We start from the raw sequence: 20694 nt of genomic DNA, 5'->3' as shown, positions 1-20694 counted from the left end.
TTGAAGCTAAAAACCAAACTAACGCTGTTTAATGCCTTATCAAAACTGGTAATCGTAACCCTTTTTGTGCTTTTGCTGCCCTCCATTATCGAAAGCATCAATCGCAACTATACCGACGACCGCCTCATTAAACAAAAGGATAAGCTGCTGCAGATAGTAAAGGAGAAGGGCATCCAAACCTATATAGAAGATGGGCAAAGCTACGGCAGCTACCTGCCGCTAAAGGAAGAGTATATTAGTTTGGATGAAGCGGAACCCGATTACTACGCCGATACCATACAAAACGAACGCCGCTCGGTTGAGCGCGACACTATCGATTATCGCATCCTGAGCCATACCTTTATAGTTGGCAAAAAGAACTACCTGCTGGAAATTGGCAAAAGCACCGAAACCATAGACGATACCACCGGCCCCCTGCAAAACATCGCTTTCCTGATATTGCTGGGCATGATATTGCTCACCATCCTGGCCGATCAGGTGTATTCTAACTATATCCTCGCGCCCTTAAGCCGCATTATACGTACCAAGCTGGTTGGCGCCAAGTTCCCCAGTTTTACCTCGTATGCGCAGGTGAAAACCACTACCTCCGATTTTCAGCACCTCGACCTCAGCATCCATAAGATGATCGAAACAATTGAGCATGCTTTCCAAAAAGAGCGGGAGTTTATCTCCAACGCCTCGCACGAACTGATGACCCCAATCTCTATCCTGCAATCCAAAATCGAGAATATGTTTCAGCAGGAGGATATAAACGATGAGATGAAGGTGCGCATGCTGGAGATGCAGAAAATACTGAACAGGCTCAAGAGCATTACCAAAACGCTCTTGTTGATATCGCAGATAGAGAACGAGCAGTTTTTGAAGGAAGACGAGATATCGCTAACGGATATGCTACAGGATTTGTATGAAGAGATATCCATACGCCTGCAGGAGAAAAACATAGGCTACGCGCTGGCACTGAGCCAGGATGCCGCACTGGTTAACGTAAACAAATTTTTGCTGTTCAACTTGCTGTTCAACCTGATAAATAACGCCATTAAGTACAATAAGCCCGATGGTTCCATTATTGTAAACGGCGAAAAGGTAAAGAATTATTACGTTATCAGCATAAACGATACCGGCATAGGCATCGCCGAAGATGAATTGCCCTACATTTTCGACAGGTTCAAAAAAATAAAACAATCGCCTAAGCAGGATAGCTTTGGATTGGGGCTGCCAATCGTAAAATCGATAGCGGCTTTCCACGGAATAGAGCTGCAGGTGCGTTCGGAGAAAGGCGTAGGCAGTACCTTTACGCTCATCATCCCGGCAAAGCTTATCAGGCAATAGGCGTTTTTAGCTAATTTTGTCCTAAATTACGGTCAGTCGCTGTAGAGATTATTTGTGGCAACTGCCATTTTTACCTTCTGGCTTTCCCTTGAATTAAAAAACTATAGTTGTGGTATGGTTTTTTAAGCCTGGTGGATAATGCTTGTGATTTGCTGCCAAACGCGGGGTTTGGCATCGGCTTTGCAAGTGTTTAACCAAATACACAACTATATACAACATGAAGACTTTAAAATTAAAGATAGCTACTTTCAGTATTGCAATAGCTTCGTTAGGCGTTATCGGCAGCGGCTGTAACTCATTAACCAAAACACAAAAAGGCGCTGCCATTGGCGCCGGTGCCGGTGGTACCATAGGTGCATTTATTGGTAAAGCAGCTGGTAACACTGCCCTGGGCGCTATAATCGGCGGTGCCGTTGGCGGTACAGCCGGTGCATTTATTGGCCGTAACATGGATAGGCAAGCTGCCGAAATAAAACAAACCGTGCCGGGCGCAACCGTTATCCGCGAAGGCGAAGGTATCCTGGTGAAATTCGATTCGGGTATTTTATTCGATATCAATAAGTCGGACCTTAAGGCCGCTGCCCGTACCAACCTGCAAAACCTTGCAGCATCGTTGGTGAATAATCCGCAAACAAACATCCTGATTGTGGGCCACACCGACAATACCGGTGGCGATGCGCTTAACATGGCTCTTTCAATCCGCAGGGCCGAAGCCGTGAAAGCTTTTATAGCCGCAAGTAACGTTGCAAGCTCAAGGTTAACTACATCTGGTAAAGGCGAATCTGAACCGATTGCCGATAACAGCACCGTTGATGGCCAGGCACAAAATCGCCGTGTAGAAATCGTAATCGTAGCCAACGAGCAAATGAAAAGCCAGGCGCGTACCCAATAAGCTTTTAATAAGACAGATAAATAATAGTTTTAACATAGGCCCTCCCGAGCATTCGGGAGGGCTTTGTTTTTTTAACTGAGTCTGGCTCAAAAAAAATAAAACGTCATGCCGAACTTGTTTCGGTACCCCATCATAAAAGTGGCCAGTATGCAAATCCGCCATGTATGCCGCATACCTGCCGTGTGGGGTGCCGAAACAAGTTCGGCATGACGGCGGGATTTAAAGCCGTTCCCCGGAATCAGTTTAGCTTAACCTTGTTTTTTGTACATTTGCGCCATGGCATCCATCAAACCATCTGTACCCAAGGGCACCCGCGATTTTTCTCCGGCCGAAATGGCCAAACGTAATTTCATCTTCGATACCATTAAAGGCGTGTTCCGCAAGTATGGCTATCAGCAGATTGAAACGCCTACTATGGAGAACCTAAGCACCCTAACCGGCAAATATGGCGATGAGGGGGATAAGCTGATATTTAAGGTATTGAACAGCGGGGACTATTTTTCTAAGTCTCCCGCATTTAAGCAGCTTACCGCGTTAGAGGGTGACTATCTTCAAGCCAAGGTACGTGAAGGAAAAGGACAGCCTGCATATGACGAGGGGATTGTTGACCCGGTTGCTGAGCGTAAACCAGAGTTCGAAGAATTGGCATTAAAATTTGTTGATGAATGTATTGACTATAATAAATTTGCAATAGTTATCTCCGAAAAAGCCCTCCGCTACGACCTCACCGTTCCTTTCGCCCGATACGTAGTGCAGCACCAAAACGAAATCACTTTCCCGTTCAAGCGGTTCCAGGTGCAGCCTGTTTGGCGTGCCGATAGGCCGCAGAAAGGCCGCTACCGCGAGTTTTACCAGTGCGATGTGGATGTGGTCGGCTCTGCCTCGCTGCTGAATGAAGCCGAATTCGTGATGATATACGATGAAGCTTTAAGCCTGCTAGGGCTGAAGGATTTCACCATTAAAATAAACAATAGAAAAATTCTATCAGGGATCGCTCAAGTAATAGATAAATACGATAGTATAATTGACCTCACCGTAGCCATTGATAAGTTGGATAAAATAGGCCTGGATGGCGTGATAAAAGAACTGCTGGAACGCGGCTTTACCGAGGCTGATATTGATAAACTGAAGCCCGTTATTTTGCTGGAAGGTAGTAACGCGGAGAAACTGCAAAAGCTGCGCGAGGCATTGGCCTCGTCTGAGATTGGCCTGCAAGGCTGCGACGAACTGGAAACGGTTTTTAACTACCTGCAATACACACCGCTAAAGCGCGCTACACTGGAACTGGACATTACCCTCGCACGCGGCCTGAACTATTATACCGGCGCTATCTTCGAAGTGAAGACCAACGAAGTGGCCATGGGCAGCATTGGCGGCGGCGGCAGGTACGACGACCTTACCGGCATGTTCGGACTGAAGGGCTTAACCGGTGCAGGTATCTCTTTCGGGGCCGACCGCATTTATGATGTGATGGAGGAACTGAACTTATTCCCGGCATCGGCAGAGCAAAGCACACAGGTGCTCATCATCGGGTTCGATGCTGCGGCTGAAGCTTATGCTTTGCCATTGTTGCAGCAACTGCGTAACAATAGCGTGAGTGCCGAACTTTACCCGGCAGGTGCCAAGCTGAAAAAGCAAATGGAATACGCCAACAACAAGCAGATACCCTACACTGTCCTTATCGGCAGCGACGAGATGCAGAGCGGCTTGCTCAGCTTTAAAAACATGCAAAGCGGCGAACAGGAAAAGTTAAGTGCAGAAGCCATTTTGGCGAGGTTTGGGGCTTAGGTTGAGCTCATTTGTCTGAACTCGAATTAAACGAATTTTATGAATTTCCAGAAAGCCTTAGTGTTGGTGCAGCAATTCTGTAAAATTCGTTAATTCCCCCAAATTCGAGTTCAGAAAAATAAGGTTACCCCAAATAAATTTTAAAAGTAGTCCCTTTACCCAACTCGCTTTCTACCTCTATTTTACCACCAAAGGCTTCCACCTGGTTTTTGGTAATAAACAACCCTATGCCCCTGGCATCGCGGTTGCCGTGGAAGGTTTTATACATGCCGAATAAATCCGCACCATTTTTTTTCAGGTTGATGCCTACGCCATTGTCGGCAATTGTAAAGCCGTATGCGCCATTGGGCTCGGTAAAATAATCAATGACGATTTTTGGAGGCTGAGTTGCCGAGCGGTATTTGATGCCATTGCTTACCAGGTTAAGGATGATACTCTCCAGGTAGGCCGGGCTATAGGTTAAAATGAAGTCTGCCGGAATCCGGTTGTCAATATCTACCTTCCACATCGCAATGTCATTGCTCAGCAATTCGGTGACCTTTTCGAAATAAGTACGCAGGTTAAGCTTACTGGTTTGGATGTCGATATTAGTTTGTATCGATACCACCTCGTTTAAATTGGCGATGGTTTCATTCAACTGTTCCGATACTTTCAGCAGATGCCCTGATAGCTCCTCTTTTTCCTCGGATTCGGTCATCGGGTCGCCCAATACATCCATTATCATTTTAAAATTGCTGGCATGCGTGCGCAAATTGTGCGATACGATGTAGGCAAAATTCAGCAACCTGTTGTTTTGCCCACTCACCAGGTTTAAGGTGTCGCGTAATTGCTGTTCCTTGTTTTTTTGGTCGCTGATGTCGGTATGGGTTCCAATTATACGAAGGGGCTTATTCTCGCCGTCGTATTCCATTACCTTGCCGCGGTCCAGCACCCATTTGTAAGTATTGTCCTTACATAAAACCCGGTGCTGGTTTGTGTAGATATCGGTTTCTCCGCGCAGGTGGGCTTTTAAATCAGCTATGTATTTTGCTTTATCGGCCGGGTGTACACGACTGGTCCACTCACCAAGTTTGGTTCCAAAACCCTCTTTTTCCATGCCTATCATCCGCAAACATTGTTCTGAGTGATAGATAGTACCATTTTTTATGTCCCAATCCCATAGGCCGCCACCGGTACCTTCCGATGCGAATATCCACCTCCGTTCGCTTTCGTGCAGGGCTTCTTCGGCTTCCTTTCGGGCGGTGATATCCTTTATCTGCGATACGAAGTACAAGGGCTCGCCATCCTGCCCTAACACTAAAGATACGTTGAGCACTATCCAAATAACATTTCCGGATTTAGTGTAATAGCGTTTCTCCAGCTGGTAGTTCTTGATTTCTTTGTTCAGCGTTTTTTGCAGCAGGGTAAGGTCGGCTTCCAAATCCTCAGGATGGGTTATCTCCTGGAAGGTTTTGGCCAGCAGCTCTTCGCGCGTATAGCCAAGCAAATCGCAAATACTCTTATTTACCTTCATGAATTTCCCCTCGGTAGAAACCAGCACCATGCCGATGGAAGAATGCTCGAAAGCATTCCGAAAAGTTTCTTCGCTTATCTCCAGGTTTTGCTCTGCTTTTTTGCGTTGGGTAATATCAAAGTGGCAACCCACCATACGAAGGGGCGTATCGCCATCCCACTCAATTACCCGGCCGGTGCTATTTACCCAAACTATGCTGCCGTTTTTGTGCCGGTAGCGCACGTCAACGTTGTAGGGGTTTACGCCATGGCTTTTATAATGCCCGCTAACGCAGTTATCCATCAGTACCTTGTCTTCGGGTAATATAAGGTTGGCCCAGGTGGTGGTGGTGTTGGGCAGTTCATCGTCCTGGTAGCCAAACATCGCTTTAAAAACCGGGCTTAAGATTACCTTATTTTCTTGAATGTAGTAATCCCAATAGCCGGCAAGTGTTTCTTCCAGAATGATTTTATAGATATCCTCCATTAGGCAGGGGTTGGTTACGGCTATTTAATTTTTATGTAAAATACGATAATAGCGTTAATTACGGCAAAGAGGCGCAAATATATTATAAAATAGCAGAGGAGGAGGGTGATTTTCGGTTAGTTGAGAGGGTAAGTGGCCGGGAGGGGCTGGCGATTAGACCCAACACGCTGCTGCTTTGAGACTATTGCCGGGCGGCCTCTCTCACTTGTAAAGGGGGATTGAGAGATAGGTCTAGCACGGGTTTCAACCTCATCGCTGCCTGTGAGTTCAAAATTACCTACACAAAATCCAACCCCACAAAGTTTTTATTAAGCACCTGGCTGTTACTTACGTTCAGCCATTTATCTAAAAGCGTGGCGTACACCGAACGGAAATCCACCTCGTATTTCAGGTCGCCGTTATCCAGTTGGGCCAGGTTTGGGGCATTGTTATATATGCCGGCCTTTTTTAGCTTGCCGCCAAACAGCATGATGTTGTTGGCGGTGCCGTGGTCGGTACCGTTGCTGGCGTTTTGTTCTACGCGGCGGCCAAATTCAGAGAAGGTCATCACCAGCGTATCATCCAGCTTGTTGGCTTGTTTAAGGTCTTTAACGAACGCCGCCACAGCATCTGCATAAATCTTTAGCTGGCGGCCCTGTTGATTCTGCTGGCCGGTGTGGGTATCAAACCCGCTTAGCGATACATAATACACCCGCGTTTGCAGGCCCGAGTTGATGAATTTAGCCACACTTTTAAGCTGATTGGCAAATGGCGTTTGCGGGTATGTGGCCGTGGTATTATAGGTTTTTGAGGTTTGCTGTATATAATCTGCAGATGAATAGGTCTCTATCATGGTTTTATAAAGGTAGCCCAGGTTATCCTCGTTAAGGTGGGCAGCGTCGTGGCCGTGCACCAATTGCTTAAAAAATGGCTGCCGGGTAGCCTGGTATAACTTGCCGGGGTCCTCTACGGCTATGCCTTTCATTTTCGCGCCTTTGAGGGCGAGTGATAGCGTATCATCAACCTCTATGGCGGTATAAGGGTTGTTACAAGTGGCGCAGTTAGAATCCAGGTAGCGGCCTATCCAGCCGGTGGTTAAAAACTGATTGGCATCGCTGCCGGTTTGCCATATATCCATTGAACGGAAGTGCGACCTATCGGGATTTGGGTATCCTACCGAGTTGATGACGCTCATCCAGCCCTGGTCGTAAATTTCTTTTAGGGCAGCGAGGTTGGGGTTGAGGCCCTGCATATCGTTTAGCTTGATTATATCGGCCTGCTGTATGGCAATGGTTTTGCGTTTTTGGTAATAAATGTCGTTACCGAAGGGCACGATAGTGTTGAGCCCATCATTGCCACCAGATAGCTGTATCACCACTAAATTCTTATAGCCGGAGAGCTGCCCCATGGCCATCGCTTCCAATGGTTTCAAAAATGAAGGGATTAAAAATGCTCCCGATGCCAATGCCGAACCTCTTAAAAAATCTCTGCGTTTCATACTGATATGTTTTTAGCATAATTGATATTCCGGTGTCGATACCAGTTCTATCGCCAACGCTTTTATGTCGGTAGTTTTATTAATGATTTCCGTAATGCCGGCGGTCAACGGTGCTGCCAACAGGGTCTGTGCTACGGCAACTTTGCCCGTGCTATGGGGTATGCTGTTCAGCAATCTTCCCCAATCCGCCTGTGCCTGTATTTTTGTGATTACTGCTTCTTTTTGTTTGCGGGTGGTGGCTATAAAGGCTTCGTCCTCCGGGTCTACTTTGCCGCTAAACTCAATTACGCCGCCATTAAGCACGGTTGAGGGTATCTTTAAGCGATACATCAGCGATGAGCTGTCTATCCAGTTTTTACCGCCCGGCCAGCCCGCTACGTTTGGCGGGTTAAACAGCACCTGCCCCAGGGCCCGCTCAAATTGTAACACCACATCGGGGTTTTGATAGGTAATATAAAACTGGCGGTTAAGCCCCACTATAAACTCCACCGGTGCCTTTATCAGGTTGCCAATGTTGGTATCTGCATAAAACCAATCGGCAGTGAATACGTATTGCAACAGCGGCCTTATCTCGTAATTGCCGTTGTAAAAAATGTCAGCCATGGCGTTGATGTGCGCATCGTTGGGTATATCGTTCACCAGGTACCTGTACAGTTTTTTGCAGACGAAGAGGGCCGTCTCTTTTTTGGCGAGTAGCATATCTATGATGTCCTCGCCTGCAAAATTGCCGGTTTTGCCAAGGAAGGTTTTTTGCCCGGTATCGTGCTGGAGGGGGCGGGCCACAAAGCTGCCATCCTTCTTAAAACTCCAGCCGGTAAATGCCCGTGCCGATTCCTTTACGTCCTGCTCAGTATAGTTGCCGCGGCCAATGGTAAAAAGCTCCATCAGTTCGCGGGCGAAGTTTTCGTTGGGGTGGTTCTTTTGGTTTTGCTGATTGTTCAGAAACTGCAGCATCGCCGGCGCTTTCGATACCTCCATCAGCAGGGTTTTAAAATTGCCGAGGGCGTTGCTGCGCTGTATGTTATTCAGTTGTTGGGCATACCAGGCGTTTTGAGTTCGGCAGGCAAAATGGTTGTGCCAAAACAGCGTCATCTTCTCGCGCAACTGCGCATCGGTACTGCTCATTTTGTTCACCCAATCAATATTCAGGGCTTTTTCCTGCTGGCGCTGCTCCTGCAGAAACATCTTCTTGGTGCCCTCATTGGCCAATAAAAAATCTTTGTAGTTGATGTTGCCGGCAATGATAGTGGCAGGCTCGCTGTTTTCTGATGCACGGAACAAAGCTGCTACCGCTTCTTTTACAGATAGCTTCCCAAGGGTATTCAAATCTTCAAACCTAAGGCCAAAGCCCGCCCGTGCATATAAATGCCGGATGCTCTTCATGTTGGCTGTCATACCAGTATGACAGCTGTGGACTAAAAGGGTTTAGTTTTTTTATTTTTAATTAAAAATTATAAGGCGATAGCATATGTGCTCCGTGTACAGTATATTCGCTGTACCAAGCCCTTGTTATGAATTCCAAAACCTTAATTACCCTATTGCTATCGTGCCTGTGTACTTTTGCCAAAGCGCAAACGCAACCCACCACCCAACCCTTCGGAAAAATTGATGTTGCCGACCTGGAGCTAAAATCCTGCGATTTTGAGCAAGGGGCCAACGCCATGGTTTTGTTCGATAAGGGCATAATAGCATACGACGAAAATTTTGACCTGTCGATGGAAAGGCACGTGCGCATCAAGATATTTAATGATAAGGGTAAAGATTTGGCCAATATAAGGGTGGAATTCTTTAGCGGCAACCATTTAGAATACATCAACGGCGTGCAGGCGCAAACCATAAACCTGGTAGATGGCAAACCCGAGATTATCAAACTGGATAAGAAGCTCATCTACACCGAAGTGGTAGATAAAAGCCGGTCGGCTTTAGTATTTAGCATGCCCAATGTTAAGTCGGGCTCTGTAATAGAGTATAAGTATGTGCTCAATACCAATTCGATAGTCAACTTCCCTGATTGGTATTTTCAGGACATGATCCCCTCGCGCTATAATGAACTCACCACTGTAATGCCCGAGCAGCTTTCTTTTAGCATTAAATCGAATCTTAAGCAGCAGTTGGTGAAGTTCAATGAGACAGATGATGCCCGTACCGTATTCGGTACAACCTTTAGGTTGAAAAAGACGCTAAGAGCACTGGCCAATATACCTTCGTTGCCCGATGAACCCTACATGTCGTCATACGCAGATAACCTGCAATCACTCACCTACCATTTGGTTTCGGTAAAACCTGTCGGCGGGGTAGTGAGGACATTTGCCGACTCGTGGCCTAAAGTTGGACGCATACTGGCCGATGAGCCCGATTTTGGCCAACAGCTTAAACGCAAGCTGGAGGGCGAAGAGGCTATTATAGCCAAAGCCGCCACATACAAAACCGCCGACGAGAAGATAGCCTATATTTTTAACACGGTAAGAGATGCCATGAAATGGAATGGCGCCAACAGGTGGTACACCAACGACGGTACCGTGAAAGCATGGGAGAAGAAAACAGGCAACTCGGCAGAGATAAACCTGATTTTGTATCATTTGCTAAAAAAAGCAGGGTTGCCTGTTTACCCGATGGTGGTAAGCACCCGCGACCATGGTAAAGTTACCCGGTACTACCCTTTTTTGTATCAGTTTAACAAAGCTGTTGTTTACGCCGACCTTGGCAGTAAAACCTATGTATTAGATGCAAGCGGCAAATACAATATTTACAGTGAAACACCTGCCTCGCTATTAAACTCTTCGGGTTTGTATATTGATAAAGATAAGAGCGTTTTCGATATCATAGAACTGGAAAAGGAGGAGCCTGTAAGGCAGGTAGTTTTAATAAACGCCGAAATTAAACCGGGCGGCAAAATGGCTGGTACAGCAAGTATAAGCAGCTTTGGCTACAACCGTATCAACAGCCTGGGGCGTTATAAAACTGATGGCGAGAAAAAATACGCAGATTTTTTAACCGATAATAATAACGCACTAAAAATCACTTCGCTTAAATTGGATAATATCGAGATCGATACGCTTGCGCTTAAGCAGGATATTGAGTTTACGCAGGATTTGACAGGCGCAGATGAGAATTACATTTACTTCAACGCAAACTTATTCAGTTCGCTACGCACCAACCCTTTCCTCAGCGAAAGCCGCAGCACCGATGTAGAATTTGGTTATCATAACAACTACCTCATCAGCGGCACCTTTGTTATACCGGCTAATTATAAGGTAGATGCGCTGCCAAAGGGGGCTAGCATGATGATGTCTGATACCAGCGTTGTTTTTAAACGTGTGGTGGCCAGCGATGGCTCAAATATTGTTATACGCTACAGTGTCGATTTTAGAAACGCCGTGTACAGCAAAGCAAATTACCCGGAGTTTTACGCTTTCTGCAAAAAAATGTACGAAATGCTGAACGAACCTATCGTGCTCAAAAAATCCTGATAACCAGCCTTACGAAAAGAAAAAACTGAAGTAATTCGTTTTTTTTATTCGTAATAAATTACGGAATTTCATCGGCAGGTGTTATATTCGTTCGGCCTAATCCTAATTTAGCTATCACATGATTAAAACCCTTACCTTACTACTGGCTTGCCTGCTTGCCATAACCGTTAAAGCGCAAACGCCCCCAACCACTCAACCTTTTGGCAAAATAGACCTTGCCGACCTGCAGCTGAAAGCATGCGATTTTGAAAAGGATGCCAACGCGATGGTACTCTTCGATAAAGCCGACGTGTTTTTCGATACGCAGTACCAGATAATAACCAACATACACAAACGCATCAAAATATTCAACACCAACGGTAAGGGCGAAGGCGATATCCGGATAGAGTATTTTAGCCTGGATCGCTCCCAGTTCATTACCGGGCTGCAGGCCCAAACCATCAATATGGTTGACGGTAAGCCCGTTATCACTAAGGTTGATAAAAAACAGATATTTACCGAAGCCGTTGATAAATATAGTTCAGCGCTGGTTTTCTCTTTCCCCAATGTGCAGGCAGGATCGGTGCTGGAGTTTAAATACACCTTAACGGCTGCCAGCGTTTTCGATTTCCCGGATTGGTATTTTCAAAGCCATTTGCCTACCCGTTACAGCGAACTGAAAACTACCGTACCAGATTTACTGTACTACAAAAACCTGGAAACCCGCACCCAGCCCTGGGCGGTAAACAAAGAAGAAGGCAGCGGTACCAAAACAAGGGCCATTGCCAATATCCCATCCATCCCCGATGAGCCTTACATGACATCGCGCGAGGATAATTGCGAACGACTGCTGTTCCAGCTCCTTAGCATAAACATACCCGGCTACTATGCCCGCAATTTTTCTGACACCTGGGCCAAGGTAGGTTATAATATGATGAAGAGCGAAGACCTCGGCACCCAGTTGGGCAAAAAGCTTACCGGCGAGGACGTTATTATTGACAAGGCAAAAGCCCTTAAAACCACGGACGAAAAAATTGCTTACATTTTTGGCGAAGTTAAAAACGCCATGAAATTTAACGGCTCTTATGAGAAATATACCACTGATGGCGTTAGCAAAGCCTGGGACAAAAAAGCCGGTAACTCTGGCGAGATAAATATGATTTTGTGCCACCTGCTCAAAAAATCGGGCGTAAAGGTGCAGCCTATGCTGGTAAGTACCCGTGGCCATGGCAAGGTAAACCCCGGCTTCCCAAGCTCGTATAAATTCAACAACGTGCTGGCCTATATACCGGTAGATACCTTAACAATGTATGTGCTTGATGCCAGCAGCAAGTACAACCTGTACAATCAGGTACCATCTAACGTGCTGAATACCCTCGGCCTGGCCATGGATAAGGATGCGGAAAACTACGAAATGATTTTTCTGCAGAACAAAAATGCAGTAAAACATTTTGCCATAATAGCTGCCGAGATAAAGCCCGATAGCAAAGTAACAGGCACTGCCGACCTGGTTAGTTACGGCTACCGTAAGGTAGGCGCTGTGGAGCGGTACAAAACCGACGGCGAAAAAAAATACATCGAGTTTTTGAGCGGTGCCGACAACGGCCTCAGGATAACTTCGCTGAAACTGGAAGATATGGACGTAGATAGCCTGCCGCTTAAGCAAGCTATAAATTTTAGCCTCGACCTTACCGGGTCCGACGAAAACTATATCTATTTTAACCCCAACGTACTGGGCGAAGCAAAAACGAGCCCGTTTCTGGCTGCAAACCGATTTACCGACGTAGATTTTGGTTACCTCAAGAGCTTTATGCTGGTAGGGCAGTATAAATTGCCAGCGGGTTACAAAGTAGAATCGTTGCCCAAAAGTGTAAGTATGTTAATGCCCGATGGCAGCATCAGCTTTAAGCGTATAGTTGGCGAGCAGGGTGGGGGCGTATCCGTACGTTTCATGATAGATGTAAAGCAAACCATTTATTTCAAAGAGAGCTACCCCGATTTTCAGGAATTCTACAAAAAAATGTACGAGATGCTGAACGAGCCTATTGTGCTTAAGAAATCGTAAAAAATTGAAAACTCCTAACCTAATTTAACAATTGATATGAACAAGACTTTCATGCTTCTGCTGGCTGGTTTGTTTGTCTGTACGGTTAAGGCACAAACTATCCCCACCACGCAACCCTTTGGCAAAGTAGATAAGGCCGATCTTGAGCTAAAATACTGCGACTTTGAAAAGGATGCCAATGCCATGGTGTTGTTTGACAAGGCAACCGTTTACTTTGACCGTACCGGAAATCTGAAAACAAACAGGCACAAACGGATAAAGATATTCAACGATAATGCTAAAAACGAAGGCGATATCAGGATAGAATTTTTTTCCGTTGGGCATTTGGAAACCATTGGAGACTTGCAGGCGCAAACCATCGATCAAACTAATGGCGCTATTGAAATAACCCCTGTAGACAAGAAACAGATATTTACCGAAGTAGTTGACAATGACCGTATGGCGATAGTTTTCTCTTTCCCTAAGGTGAAAGCAGGGTGTGTACTGGAGTATAAGTACGAGGTTACTACAAACAACGTAGGTAATTTCCCCGATTGGTATTTTCAGGGCAGGCTGCCGAACCGGTACAGCGAACTGGAGACCACCATCCCCGATCAATTGACCTATAAAAATCTCGAAAGCCACTATCAGCCTTACGTGGTAGACAAAAAATCAAACGACGGTACGCAGGTGAGGGCGATTGCCAATATACCTTCTATACCCGACGAGCCATACATGACCTCGCGCCAGGATAATTGCCAGAGAATACTTTTCCAATTCCTTTCCTTTGATGCCCCCGGCTACCTCTCAAGCACCTATTTGGGCACCTGGAATAAGGTTGGCGAGTATGTTTTTGACAGGGGATTAGGGGTACAGTTGGATAAAAAGCTTACCGGCGAAGAAGCAATACTTGAAAAAGCGAAGGCCTTAAAAACCGACGATGAGAAGATCGCCTATATTTTCAACGAAGTAAAAAACATGGTAAAGTGGGATAAAATTTATTTTTTGTACACCTACGAGGGCGTTGGCAAGGCCTGGGACAAAAAGACGGGCAACTCCAGCGAAATGAATATTATGGTTTGCCGCCTGCTGCGGAAGGCCGGTATCGACAGGGCTTTCCTTATGCTGGTGAGCACCAAGGGTAATGGCAAGGTAAACCCGGCGTATCCAAGTCTCTATAAATTCAATACGCTGGTTACCTATGTGGCTATAGACGACGATAAAAACTATGTGCTCGATGCTGCGCAAAAATACAGTGTTTATAACCAGGTGCCCGCTAATATGCTTAATGGTTTTGGGCTCATGCTGGATAAATGGAATAAGGTGTATGACATAAAATTCCTGCAAAACGAAAACCCCGCCAGGCAGACTGTTTTAATAAATGGTGAAATAAAGGCCGGTGGTAAGTTATCCGGTACGGCCAATATAACCGATTATAATTATGAGCGGGTTAATGCGCTGGACAAATACAATGCCGATGGCGAAAAGAAGTACCTCGACTTTTTGCGCGATAACGATAACAACTTAAGTATATCGGCAATTAAGTTCGAGAATATGGCTGTAGATACGCTGCCGCTTGGCGAGGCGATTGATTTTACGCAGGATTTGGCCGGTTCCGATGATAATTATATTTATTTCAACCCCAATATATTCGGCCTGGCAAAAAAGAACCCGTTTTTGGCCACCAGTCGCTTTACCGATGTGGATTTTGGCTACCATAAAAGTAATGCGCTGGTAGGCTCATTCAAAATGCCGGCTGGGTACAAGGTAGAGTCGCTCCCCAAAAGCACCTCCATGGTAATGCCCGATGGTAGCATAACTTTTAAACGTATAGTGGCCGAGCAAGAAGGCACCATCATAGTACGGTACAGCGTGGAGCATAAAAAGTCGATATTCTTCAAGGAAGACTATCCGGAGTTTTTTGAATTTTATAAAAAAATGTACGAGATGCTGAATGAGCAGATCGTGCTAAAAAAATCGTAATATGAGGTATTTTAAATTTTACGGGATACTGTTAATAGCAAGCCTTTACTTAACGGCGAGGGCGTCGGCACAGGATAAATCAATCCTGCCGGAGCTTTATATTGCCGCTACCATCCCCGATTCGCTTAAGCAGGATGCGCATGCGGTTACACGTTACGAGTACCAGGAGTACGTTGTTAAAGGGGCGGGCAAGATTACTTCCAAATACCACAGCATAGTTACCATCCTAAACGAAAAAGGCGACCACAACGCTGAATTTGGCGTGGGCTACGATAAATTCAACAGCGTTAACGGTTTTCAGATGATCATTTACAATGCTGCCGGTTTAAAGCTGAAGAAGTACGGCAAAAGCGATATGTATGACCACTCCGCTACCGACGGGAGTACTATTGTAACCGATGATCGCGTGCTTTCTATCAGGCATACAGTGGCTTCGTACCCTTGCACTATAGAAATTATATTAGAGACCAGTGCAAACAGTTATTTAAATTTAGGGGGATGGACGCCGCAGGCAAACGAGGAAGCTACACAGAATTCTATCTGCTCGGTTACCGTAAGCCCTGAAGCTGGTTTTAGGTATAGTAGTCGCAATACAATCATCAAACCCATCAAAACCACGCAGGATGGCTTGGAGACCTATACCTGGATAGCCAATAACATAAAGGCCGTTAAGCTGGAAGACAACGCTGCGGCATGGCAGGTTTTCCCCAAGGTTATCTTCGTAGATAACACCTTTAGTTATGATGGTAAAGCCGGAGACTTTAGCAGTTGGCAAACTTTTGGCAATTGGATACAAGCCTTGAGAACAGATGTAAGTACGCTGAGCCCAAAACGCGAAGAAGAGATACGGGCAATGACAGCTCACCTGGCAACTGACAAAGAAAAAGCCCGGTTTTTGTATGAGTTTATGCAGAAAAACATGCGCTATGTGAGTATACAACTTGGCATTGGCGGATTGAAGCCCTTCCCCGCAACTTTTGTAGACGACAAAAAATACGGCGATTGCAAGGCCTTATCCAATTACATGTATGCGTTGCTCAAAGCGGTCAATATACCATCGTGCTATGCGGTTATTAATGCCGGTGCAAATGCAGAGCCGGCAAATCCTGCATTTGCCGCCAACACTTTCAATCATGTGATACTTTGTGTACCTTTTAAAGGCGACACCACCTGGCTGGAGTGTACCAGCAATACGCAAACTTTTGGTAAGCTTGGGCCATTTACCGAAAACCGGAACGCGCTGTTGATAACCGAAGATGGCGGCAAACTGGTGAAAACGCCCCGTAGCAACGGTGCTGATAACCAATTCAACAGCAGCGTACACATCGTGTTGGATGCCGATGGCGGCGCAAAAGCAACCGTGAAGCTGATGAGCACGGGCGAATTCCGCGAACTATACCTGGAGATAGCCTCCGAAAAAACCGACGACCAAAAGGAATACCTGATAAAATCGCTCAATATCAAACAGCCATCGGCGTTCGAGTTTAAGCCTTTAACGGACAAAGATGGTACCGATGAGGTAGAACTGACCCTGGAGTACGAGAAATTTTGCGATATAATCACCGGCAACAAACAGTTTTACAAACCGCGTGTGTTTGATCTTTGGCAAACTACCTACCCTGCCTTGGATAATCGTAAATCGGATTTTTTCTTTAAGTACCCCTCGCAGCGGTCATGCGTTACCACCATAGATTTGCCCGCTGGTTTCGAGGTAGAAACTTTGCCGGTAAACCAAACGCTAAAATTCAGCTATGGCAATTACGAAGTGAAATATGTGTATGATGCCGCAAAAAACCAGGTAGTGGGCACCACTAAATTCAATCTCGATAGCCATGTAATCCCTGCGGCAAAATATGCCGAGATGCAGCAATACATGGATAATGTGGCACGGGCGCAAAATAAAAAGCTGGTAATACGCAAGAAGGCATAAATTTGCCGGGATGATATTCCGGCTTGATGAGCGCATCCTTTTCCCCGACCCGGCCTTTGCCGAAGAGGACGGGCTGCTGGCTGTTGGCGGCGACTTAAGCACCGAACGCCTGTTATTGGCTTATGCCAGCGGTATTTTCCCATGGTATAGTGAGGGGGAGCCTATCCTTTGGTTTTCGCCGCATGAGCGTTTTGTGTTATTCCCCAACCAGCTGAACATATCTAAATCCATGCGCAAGGTTTTGCGCAGCGGCTTGTTCACCGTAACCACCAACCAATGCTTCGATGATGTGGTCGCCGCTTGTTCCACCGTGCCGCGCGAAGGGCAGGACGGCACCTGGATAACCGATGACATGAAAGCCGCGTATTCATTGCTGCATCAAAAAGGCTATGCACATTCTATAGAGGTTTGGCAGCAGGGCAACCTGGTGGGTGGCCTGTATGGCGTAAAAGTGGGTAGGGTGTTTTGTGGCGAGAGTATGTTTAGCCGGGCCAGCAATGCATCAAAAATGGCCCTCATCTGGCTTTGCCAAACCGGTGATTATGAGCTGATAGATTGCCAGGTTTACACCGAACACCTCGAAAGCATGGGTGCCCACATGATAAGCCGCGAAGAATATACAGGCATACTGCACAAATCCATCGCCTAAAGCTTAGTTTTGTAGCAGCAGATGGACGAGATAAACAACAAGGAGCGCATCATTTTAGGTATAGACCCTGGTACCGCGGTAATGGGCTACGGCCTGGTGCTGGAGAAGGGGCCTAAAATTGAACTGATAAGCATGGGCGTGGTGAAGATGGAAAAGATAGACCACCATATGCTGAAGCTGCAACGCATCTTCGAAAAAACCGTTGCCCTGATAGATAACTACAAGCCCGATTGCCTGGCTATCGAAGCCCCTTTCTATGGCAAAAACATACAGGTGATGCTGAAACTGGGCCGCGCCCAGGGCATGGCTATAGCCGCGGCGCTTTCACGCAATGTGGTGATAACCGAGTACGCTCCCCGCAAAATAAAGCAATCTATCACCGGTAACGGCAACGCCACCAAAGAGCAAGTTGCTGCAATGCTACAAACCCTGCTTAAATTTAAAGAAACCCCCGACTTTTTGGATGCTACCGATGGGCTGGCAGTAGCCGTTTGCCATTCGTTCCAGCGGGTACCCGTTTCCTCGGGCGGCAAGGCCAGGAAATCTTATTCGGGCTGGGAGACATTTGCGAAAGATAATGCCTCACGAGTAAAAGGAACCACCAAATAATCACCATATTATTTAGAATAATTATAAATAACTTGTAAAGTTGGGTAGCTTCGTGTATTTTCGCCTCATTATTTATAATTAGTCTTAATAAAATGAAGAAACTCCAACCTCATCTTTTCCGATACCTCGCCGCATTCGCGATTATCATTGCCTTAATAAATCCTTTAAATACATTGGCGCAAACGCGCGGTACCATTACCGGTAAGGTAACAACCGCAAAAGGTGAGGTTGCCGATAATGTGTCTATCGGTTTGGCAGGTACCAGCTACGGCAACACCACCAATAACGCAGGCGAATTTTCGTTTAAGGCCCCCGCAGGCAGCTATACCCTCATTATATCGTATGTTGGCGTAAAACCGGTAGAAGTGCCGGTTACCGTTACTGCGGGCCAAACCACAGCGGTACCAACTATTACCATCAACGCAAGCCTTTCGCAATTGAGCGAGGTAAACGTAATAGCCAACCGCGCCAACCGTTTTACCCGTAAAATAAGCGTTGATGCTGCAAAAATACCTTTGGCCAACCTGGAGAACGCACAAAGCTACAGCACCGTTACCGGCGAATTGCTGAAAGAGCAGCAGGTGTTTAATGTAGAGGATGCTTTGCGGAACGCAAGCGGCATACAGAAAATGTGGGATGCTACCAACCGTGCAGGCGATGGCGGAGGCTACTTTACCCTGCGTGGTTTTGTTACACAAACCCGTTTACGTAACGGCATTGCCGGACTGGTTACCAGCGGCATAGACGCCATAAACGTAGAAAAATTGGAAGTAATAAAAGGCCCCTCTGCTACTTTATTCGGTAGCGTGGTAGCTTCTTATGGTGGTTTGATAAACAGGGTAACCAAAAAACCTTACGAAAGCTTTGGTTTAGAAATTGGCCACACCGTAGGCAATTATGATCTTAGCCGTACCACTATCGATTTGAATACGCCGCTTGGCTCAAACGTTTCTTTCCGTTTAAATACCGCTTACAATTACGAAGGCAGTTTCCAAAATTATGGCAAGAGCCGCTCTTTTGCTGCCATGCCAAGTTTGTCAATAAAGGCGAACGACAAATTATCTTTCTTGCTGGAAGCAGAAGTGTATGCCGGCCGCAATTCTGCCAAGCCTTTCTTCTTCTTTTACAATACCCCTAAAGACATGGGCATAACCGATGTTAGCCAGTTGAACATCAATTACAAAAACGCCTACTCTAACGATAACGTCACCTCCTACGCCCGTAGCTCAAACTACTATGCAGAAGCTAAATACAAATTCTCTGATAAGCTTACGTCGCAAACTGTTATCTCAAATACGCACAGCTTCTCTAACGGCCCAAGTCCTTATTATTACCTGATTACAGATGAAACAGCTGTCGCGCTTGATCCATCTAAACCAAATCTGCCGGGTAACAACAACTATATTTTCCGTAACGACCAGTCTACCGCCGACAGTAAATTCGCGGCTACCGAAATACAGGAAAACATCAACGGCGATTTTAACATAGGGGGCATGCGCCATCGTTTTGTGGTTGGGTTAGATTTCCAGCGCCAAAACTCACGCCAGATCTATTATGGCAACAGCTATGGCATCGCCCCGATAAACGACCCCACCTTTGATTATGGCGCGTTCAACAAACAATTGGTTGATGCTACCGTTGCTGCCAACCCGCTTACCAACGCCAATACCTATCCCTACATCTACCGCACAAACACCTACAGCGCTTACGCATCTGACGTTATTAACCTTACCGATAGGCTAATCGCTTCGGTAGGCTTACGTGTAGACAATTACCAAAACAAAGGCAGTTACCTGTTAGATGGTACGCAATCGGCAAAACCATTCAACCAAACCGCATTCTCGCCAAAATTCGGCCTGATATTCCAGCCGGTTAAAGACCAGGTATCACTGTTTGCCAACTACCAGAATGGTTTCTCTAACCCCGGTTTGTTTACCAACGCCAGCAACGAATCTGTAATTGCAAAGTTGCAAAACGCCAACCAGGCTGAAGGCGGCGTCAAGCTTTCTTTATTTGACGGTAAGCTGAGTAGCACACTGAGTTACTATCGCATAAAGGTTACCAATACCTTGCGTTCAGTAGCGGGCTTACCGTACTTTGCCCAGGTGCAGGATGGTACCCAGGTAAGCAAAGGCTTCGAAGCTGAAGTTGTTGCCAACCCGATACCTTCCGTGAACATCGTAGCCGGTTTTGCCTACAACGACTCTAAATACACAGGTGGCGATGCGTCTATCATTGGTTACCGCCCTAATACTGCAGGTTCGCCATACCTGGCTAACTTCTATGCAAGCTACCGTTTGCCGGGCAGCGCCTTAAAAGGCTTAGGCCTTGGCTTCGGCGGCAACTATGTAAGCAAAAACAAGATTATCAACAGCGCTGCCGAGGGTACCTTCTCGTTGCCTGCTTACACCATACTAAACAGCAACCTGTTTTACGATAAAGCCAAATACCGTTTCGGCTTAGCCGTAAACAACCTGGCCAACAAAAAATATTATACAGGCTATACAACCATCAACCCGCAGCGTTTACGCCAGGTTGTGCTGAGCGCCAACTACAAATTCTAAAG

Annotated in this window: 13 protein-coding genes; 10 read left to right on the top strand and 3 right to left on the bottom strand. The window is 46.3% G+C overall.

The window, feature by feature from the left end:
* The 3 genes from AC1DXC_RS18590 (at position 1) to hisS (ending at position 4009) form a co-directional block, all read left to right on the top strand.
* Positions 1-1329: a sensor histidine kinase gene (locus tag AC1DXC_RS18590; protein ID WP_477460676.1), complete on the top strand. Its 1329-nt coding sequence runs from the start codon at positions 1-3 to the stop codon at positions 1327-1329.
* A 217-nt stretch (positions 1330-1546) separates the two neighbouring features.
* Positions 1547-2221 carry a YiaD family glycine zipper/OmpA-like lipoprotein gene (locus AC1DXC_RS18585; RefSeq protein ID WP_477460675.1) on the top strand — a complete coding sequence of 225 codons (675 nt, stop codon included), beginning with the start codon at positions 1547-1549 and terminating at the stop codon, positions 2219-2221.
* 276 nt (positions 2222-2497) lie between these two features.
* A complete protein-coding gene (gene hisS / locus AC1DXC_RS18580; protein ID WP_477460674.1) occupies positions 2498-4009 on the top strand; it encodes a histidine--tRNA ligase in 1512 nt (503 codons plus the stop codon).
* 124 nt (positions 4010-4133) lie between these two features.
* On the opposite strand, the gene AC1DXC_RS18575 is transcribed toward hisS, so the two are convergent.
* From AC1DXC_RS18575 to AC1DXC_RS18565, 3 genes are all read right to left on the bottom strand, one after another.
* Positions 4134-5987 carry a PAS domain-containing sensor histidine kinase gene (locus tag AC1DXC_RS18575; RefSeq protein WP_477460673.1) on the bottom strand — a complete coding sequence of 618 codons (1854 nt, stop codon included), beginning with the start codon at positions 5985-5987 and terminating at the stop codon, positions 4134-4136.
* A gap of 277 nt (positions 5988-6264) precedes the next feature.
* Complete coding sequence (locus AC1DXC_RS18570; RefSeq protein WP_477460672.1) at positions 6265-7464, bottom strand: DUF1501 domain-containing protein; 1200 nt, start codon at positions 7462-7464, stop codon at positions 6265-6267.
* Between the two features lie 12 nt (positions 7465-7476).
* Entirely contained in the window at positions 7477-8847 is a 1371-nt protein-coding gene (locus AC1DXC_RS18565; RefSeq protein WP_477460671.1) for a DUF1800 domain-containing protein, read from the bottom strand.
* A gap of 128 nt (positions 8848-8975) precedes the next feature.
* Here AC1DXC_RS18565 and AC1DXC_RS18560 point away from each other — a divergent pair, with 128 nt between their 5' ends.
* From AC1DXC_RS18560 to AC1DXC_RS18530, 7 genes are all read left to right on the top strand, one after another.
* On the top strand, positions 8976-10934 hold the full coding sequence (locus AC1DXC_RS18560; protein WP_477460670.1) for a DUF3857 domain-containing protein: 1959 nt from the start codon (positions 8976-8978) through the stop codon (positions 10932-10934).
* A gap of 118 nt (positions 10935-11052) precedes the next feature.
* A complete protein-coding gene (locus AC1DXC_RS18555) occupies positions 11053-12978 on the top strand; it encodes a DUF3857 domain-containing protein (RefSeq protein WP_477460669.1) in 1926 nt (641 codons plus the stop codon).
* Positions 12979-13014: 36 nt separating this feature from the next.
* On the top strand, positions 13015-14940 hold the full coding sequence (locus tag AC1DXC_RS18550) for a DUF3857 domain-containing protein (protein ID WP_477460668.1): 1926 nt from the start codon (positions 13015-13017) through the stop codon (positions 14938-14940).
* Position 14941: 1 nt separating this feature from the next.
* Positions 14942-16870: a DUF3857 domain-containing protein gene (locus AC1DXC_RS18545; protein ID WP_477460667.1), complete on the top strand. Its 1929-nt coding sequence runs from the start codon at positions 14942-14944 to the stop codon at positions 16868-16870.
* A 10-nt stretch (positions 16871-16880) separates the two neighbouring features.
* Positions 16881-17519, top strand: a complete 639-nt coding sequence (gene aat / locus AC1DXC_RS18540) for a leucyl/phenylalanyl-tRNA--protein transferase (RefSeq protein WP_477460666.1) — start codon at positions 16881-16883, stop codon at positions 17517-17519.
* A gap of 21 nt (positions 17520-17540) precedes the next feature.
* A complete protein-coding gene (ruvC, locus tag AC1DXC_RS18535; protein WP_477460665.1) occupies positions 17541-18128 on the top strand; it encodes a crossover junction endodeoxyribonuclease RuvC in 588 nt (195 codons plus the stop codon).
* A gap of 92 nt (positions 18129-18220) precedes the next feature.
* Positions 18221-20692, top strand: a complete 2472-nt coding sequence (locus AC1DXC_RS18530) for a TonB-dependent siderophore receptor (RefSeq protein WP_477460664.1) — start codon at positions 18221-18223, stop codon at positions 20690-20692.
* Positions 20693-20694 lie beyond the last annotated feature (2 nt).

It is taken from the genome of Mucilaginibacter sp. P2_D11, from assembly GCF_056404435.1.
Note: the sequence above shows the minus strand (reverse complement) of the source record. Positions and strands in the feature narration are given on the sequence as shown.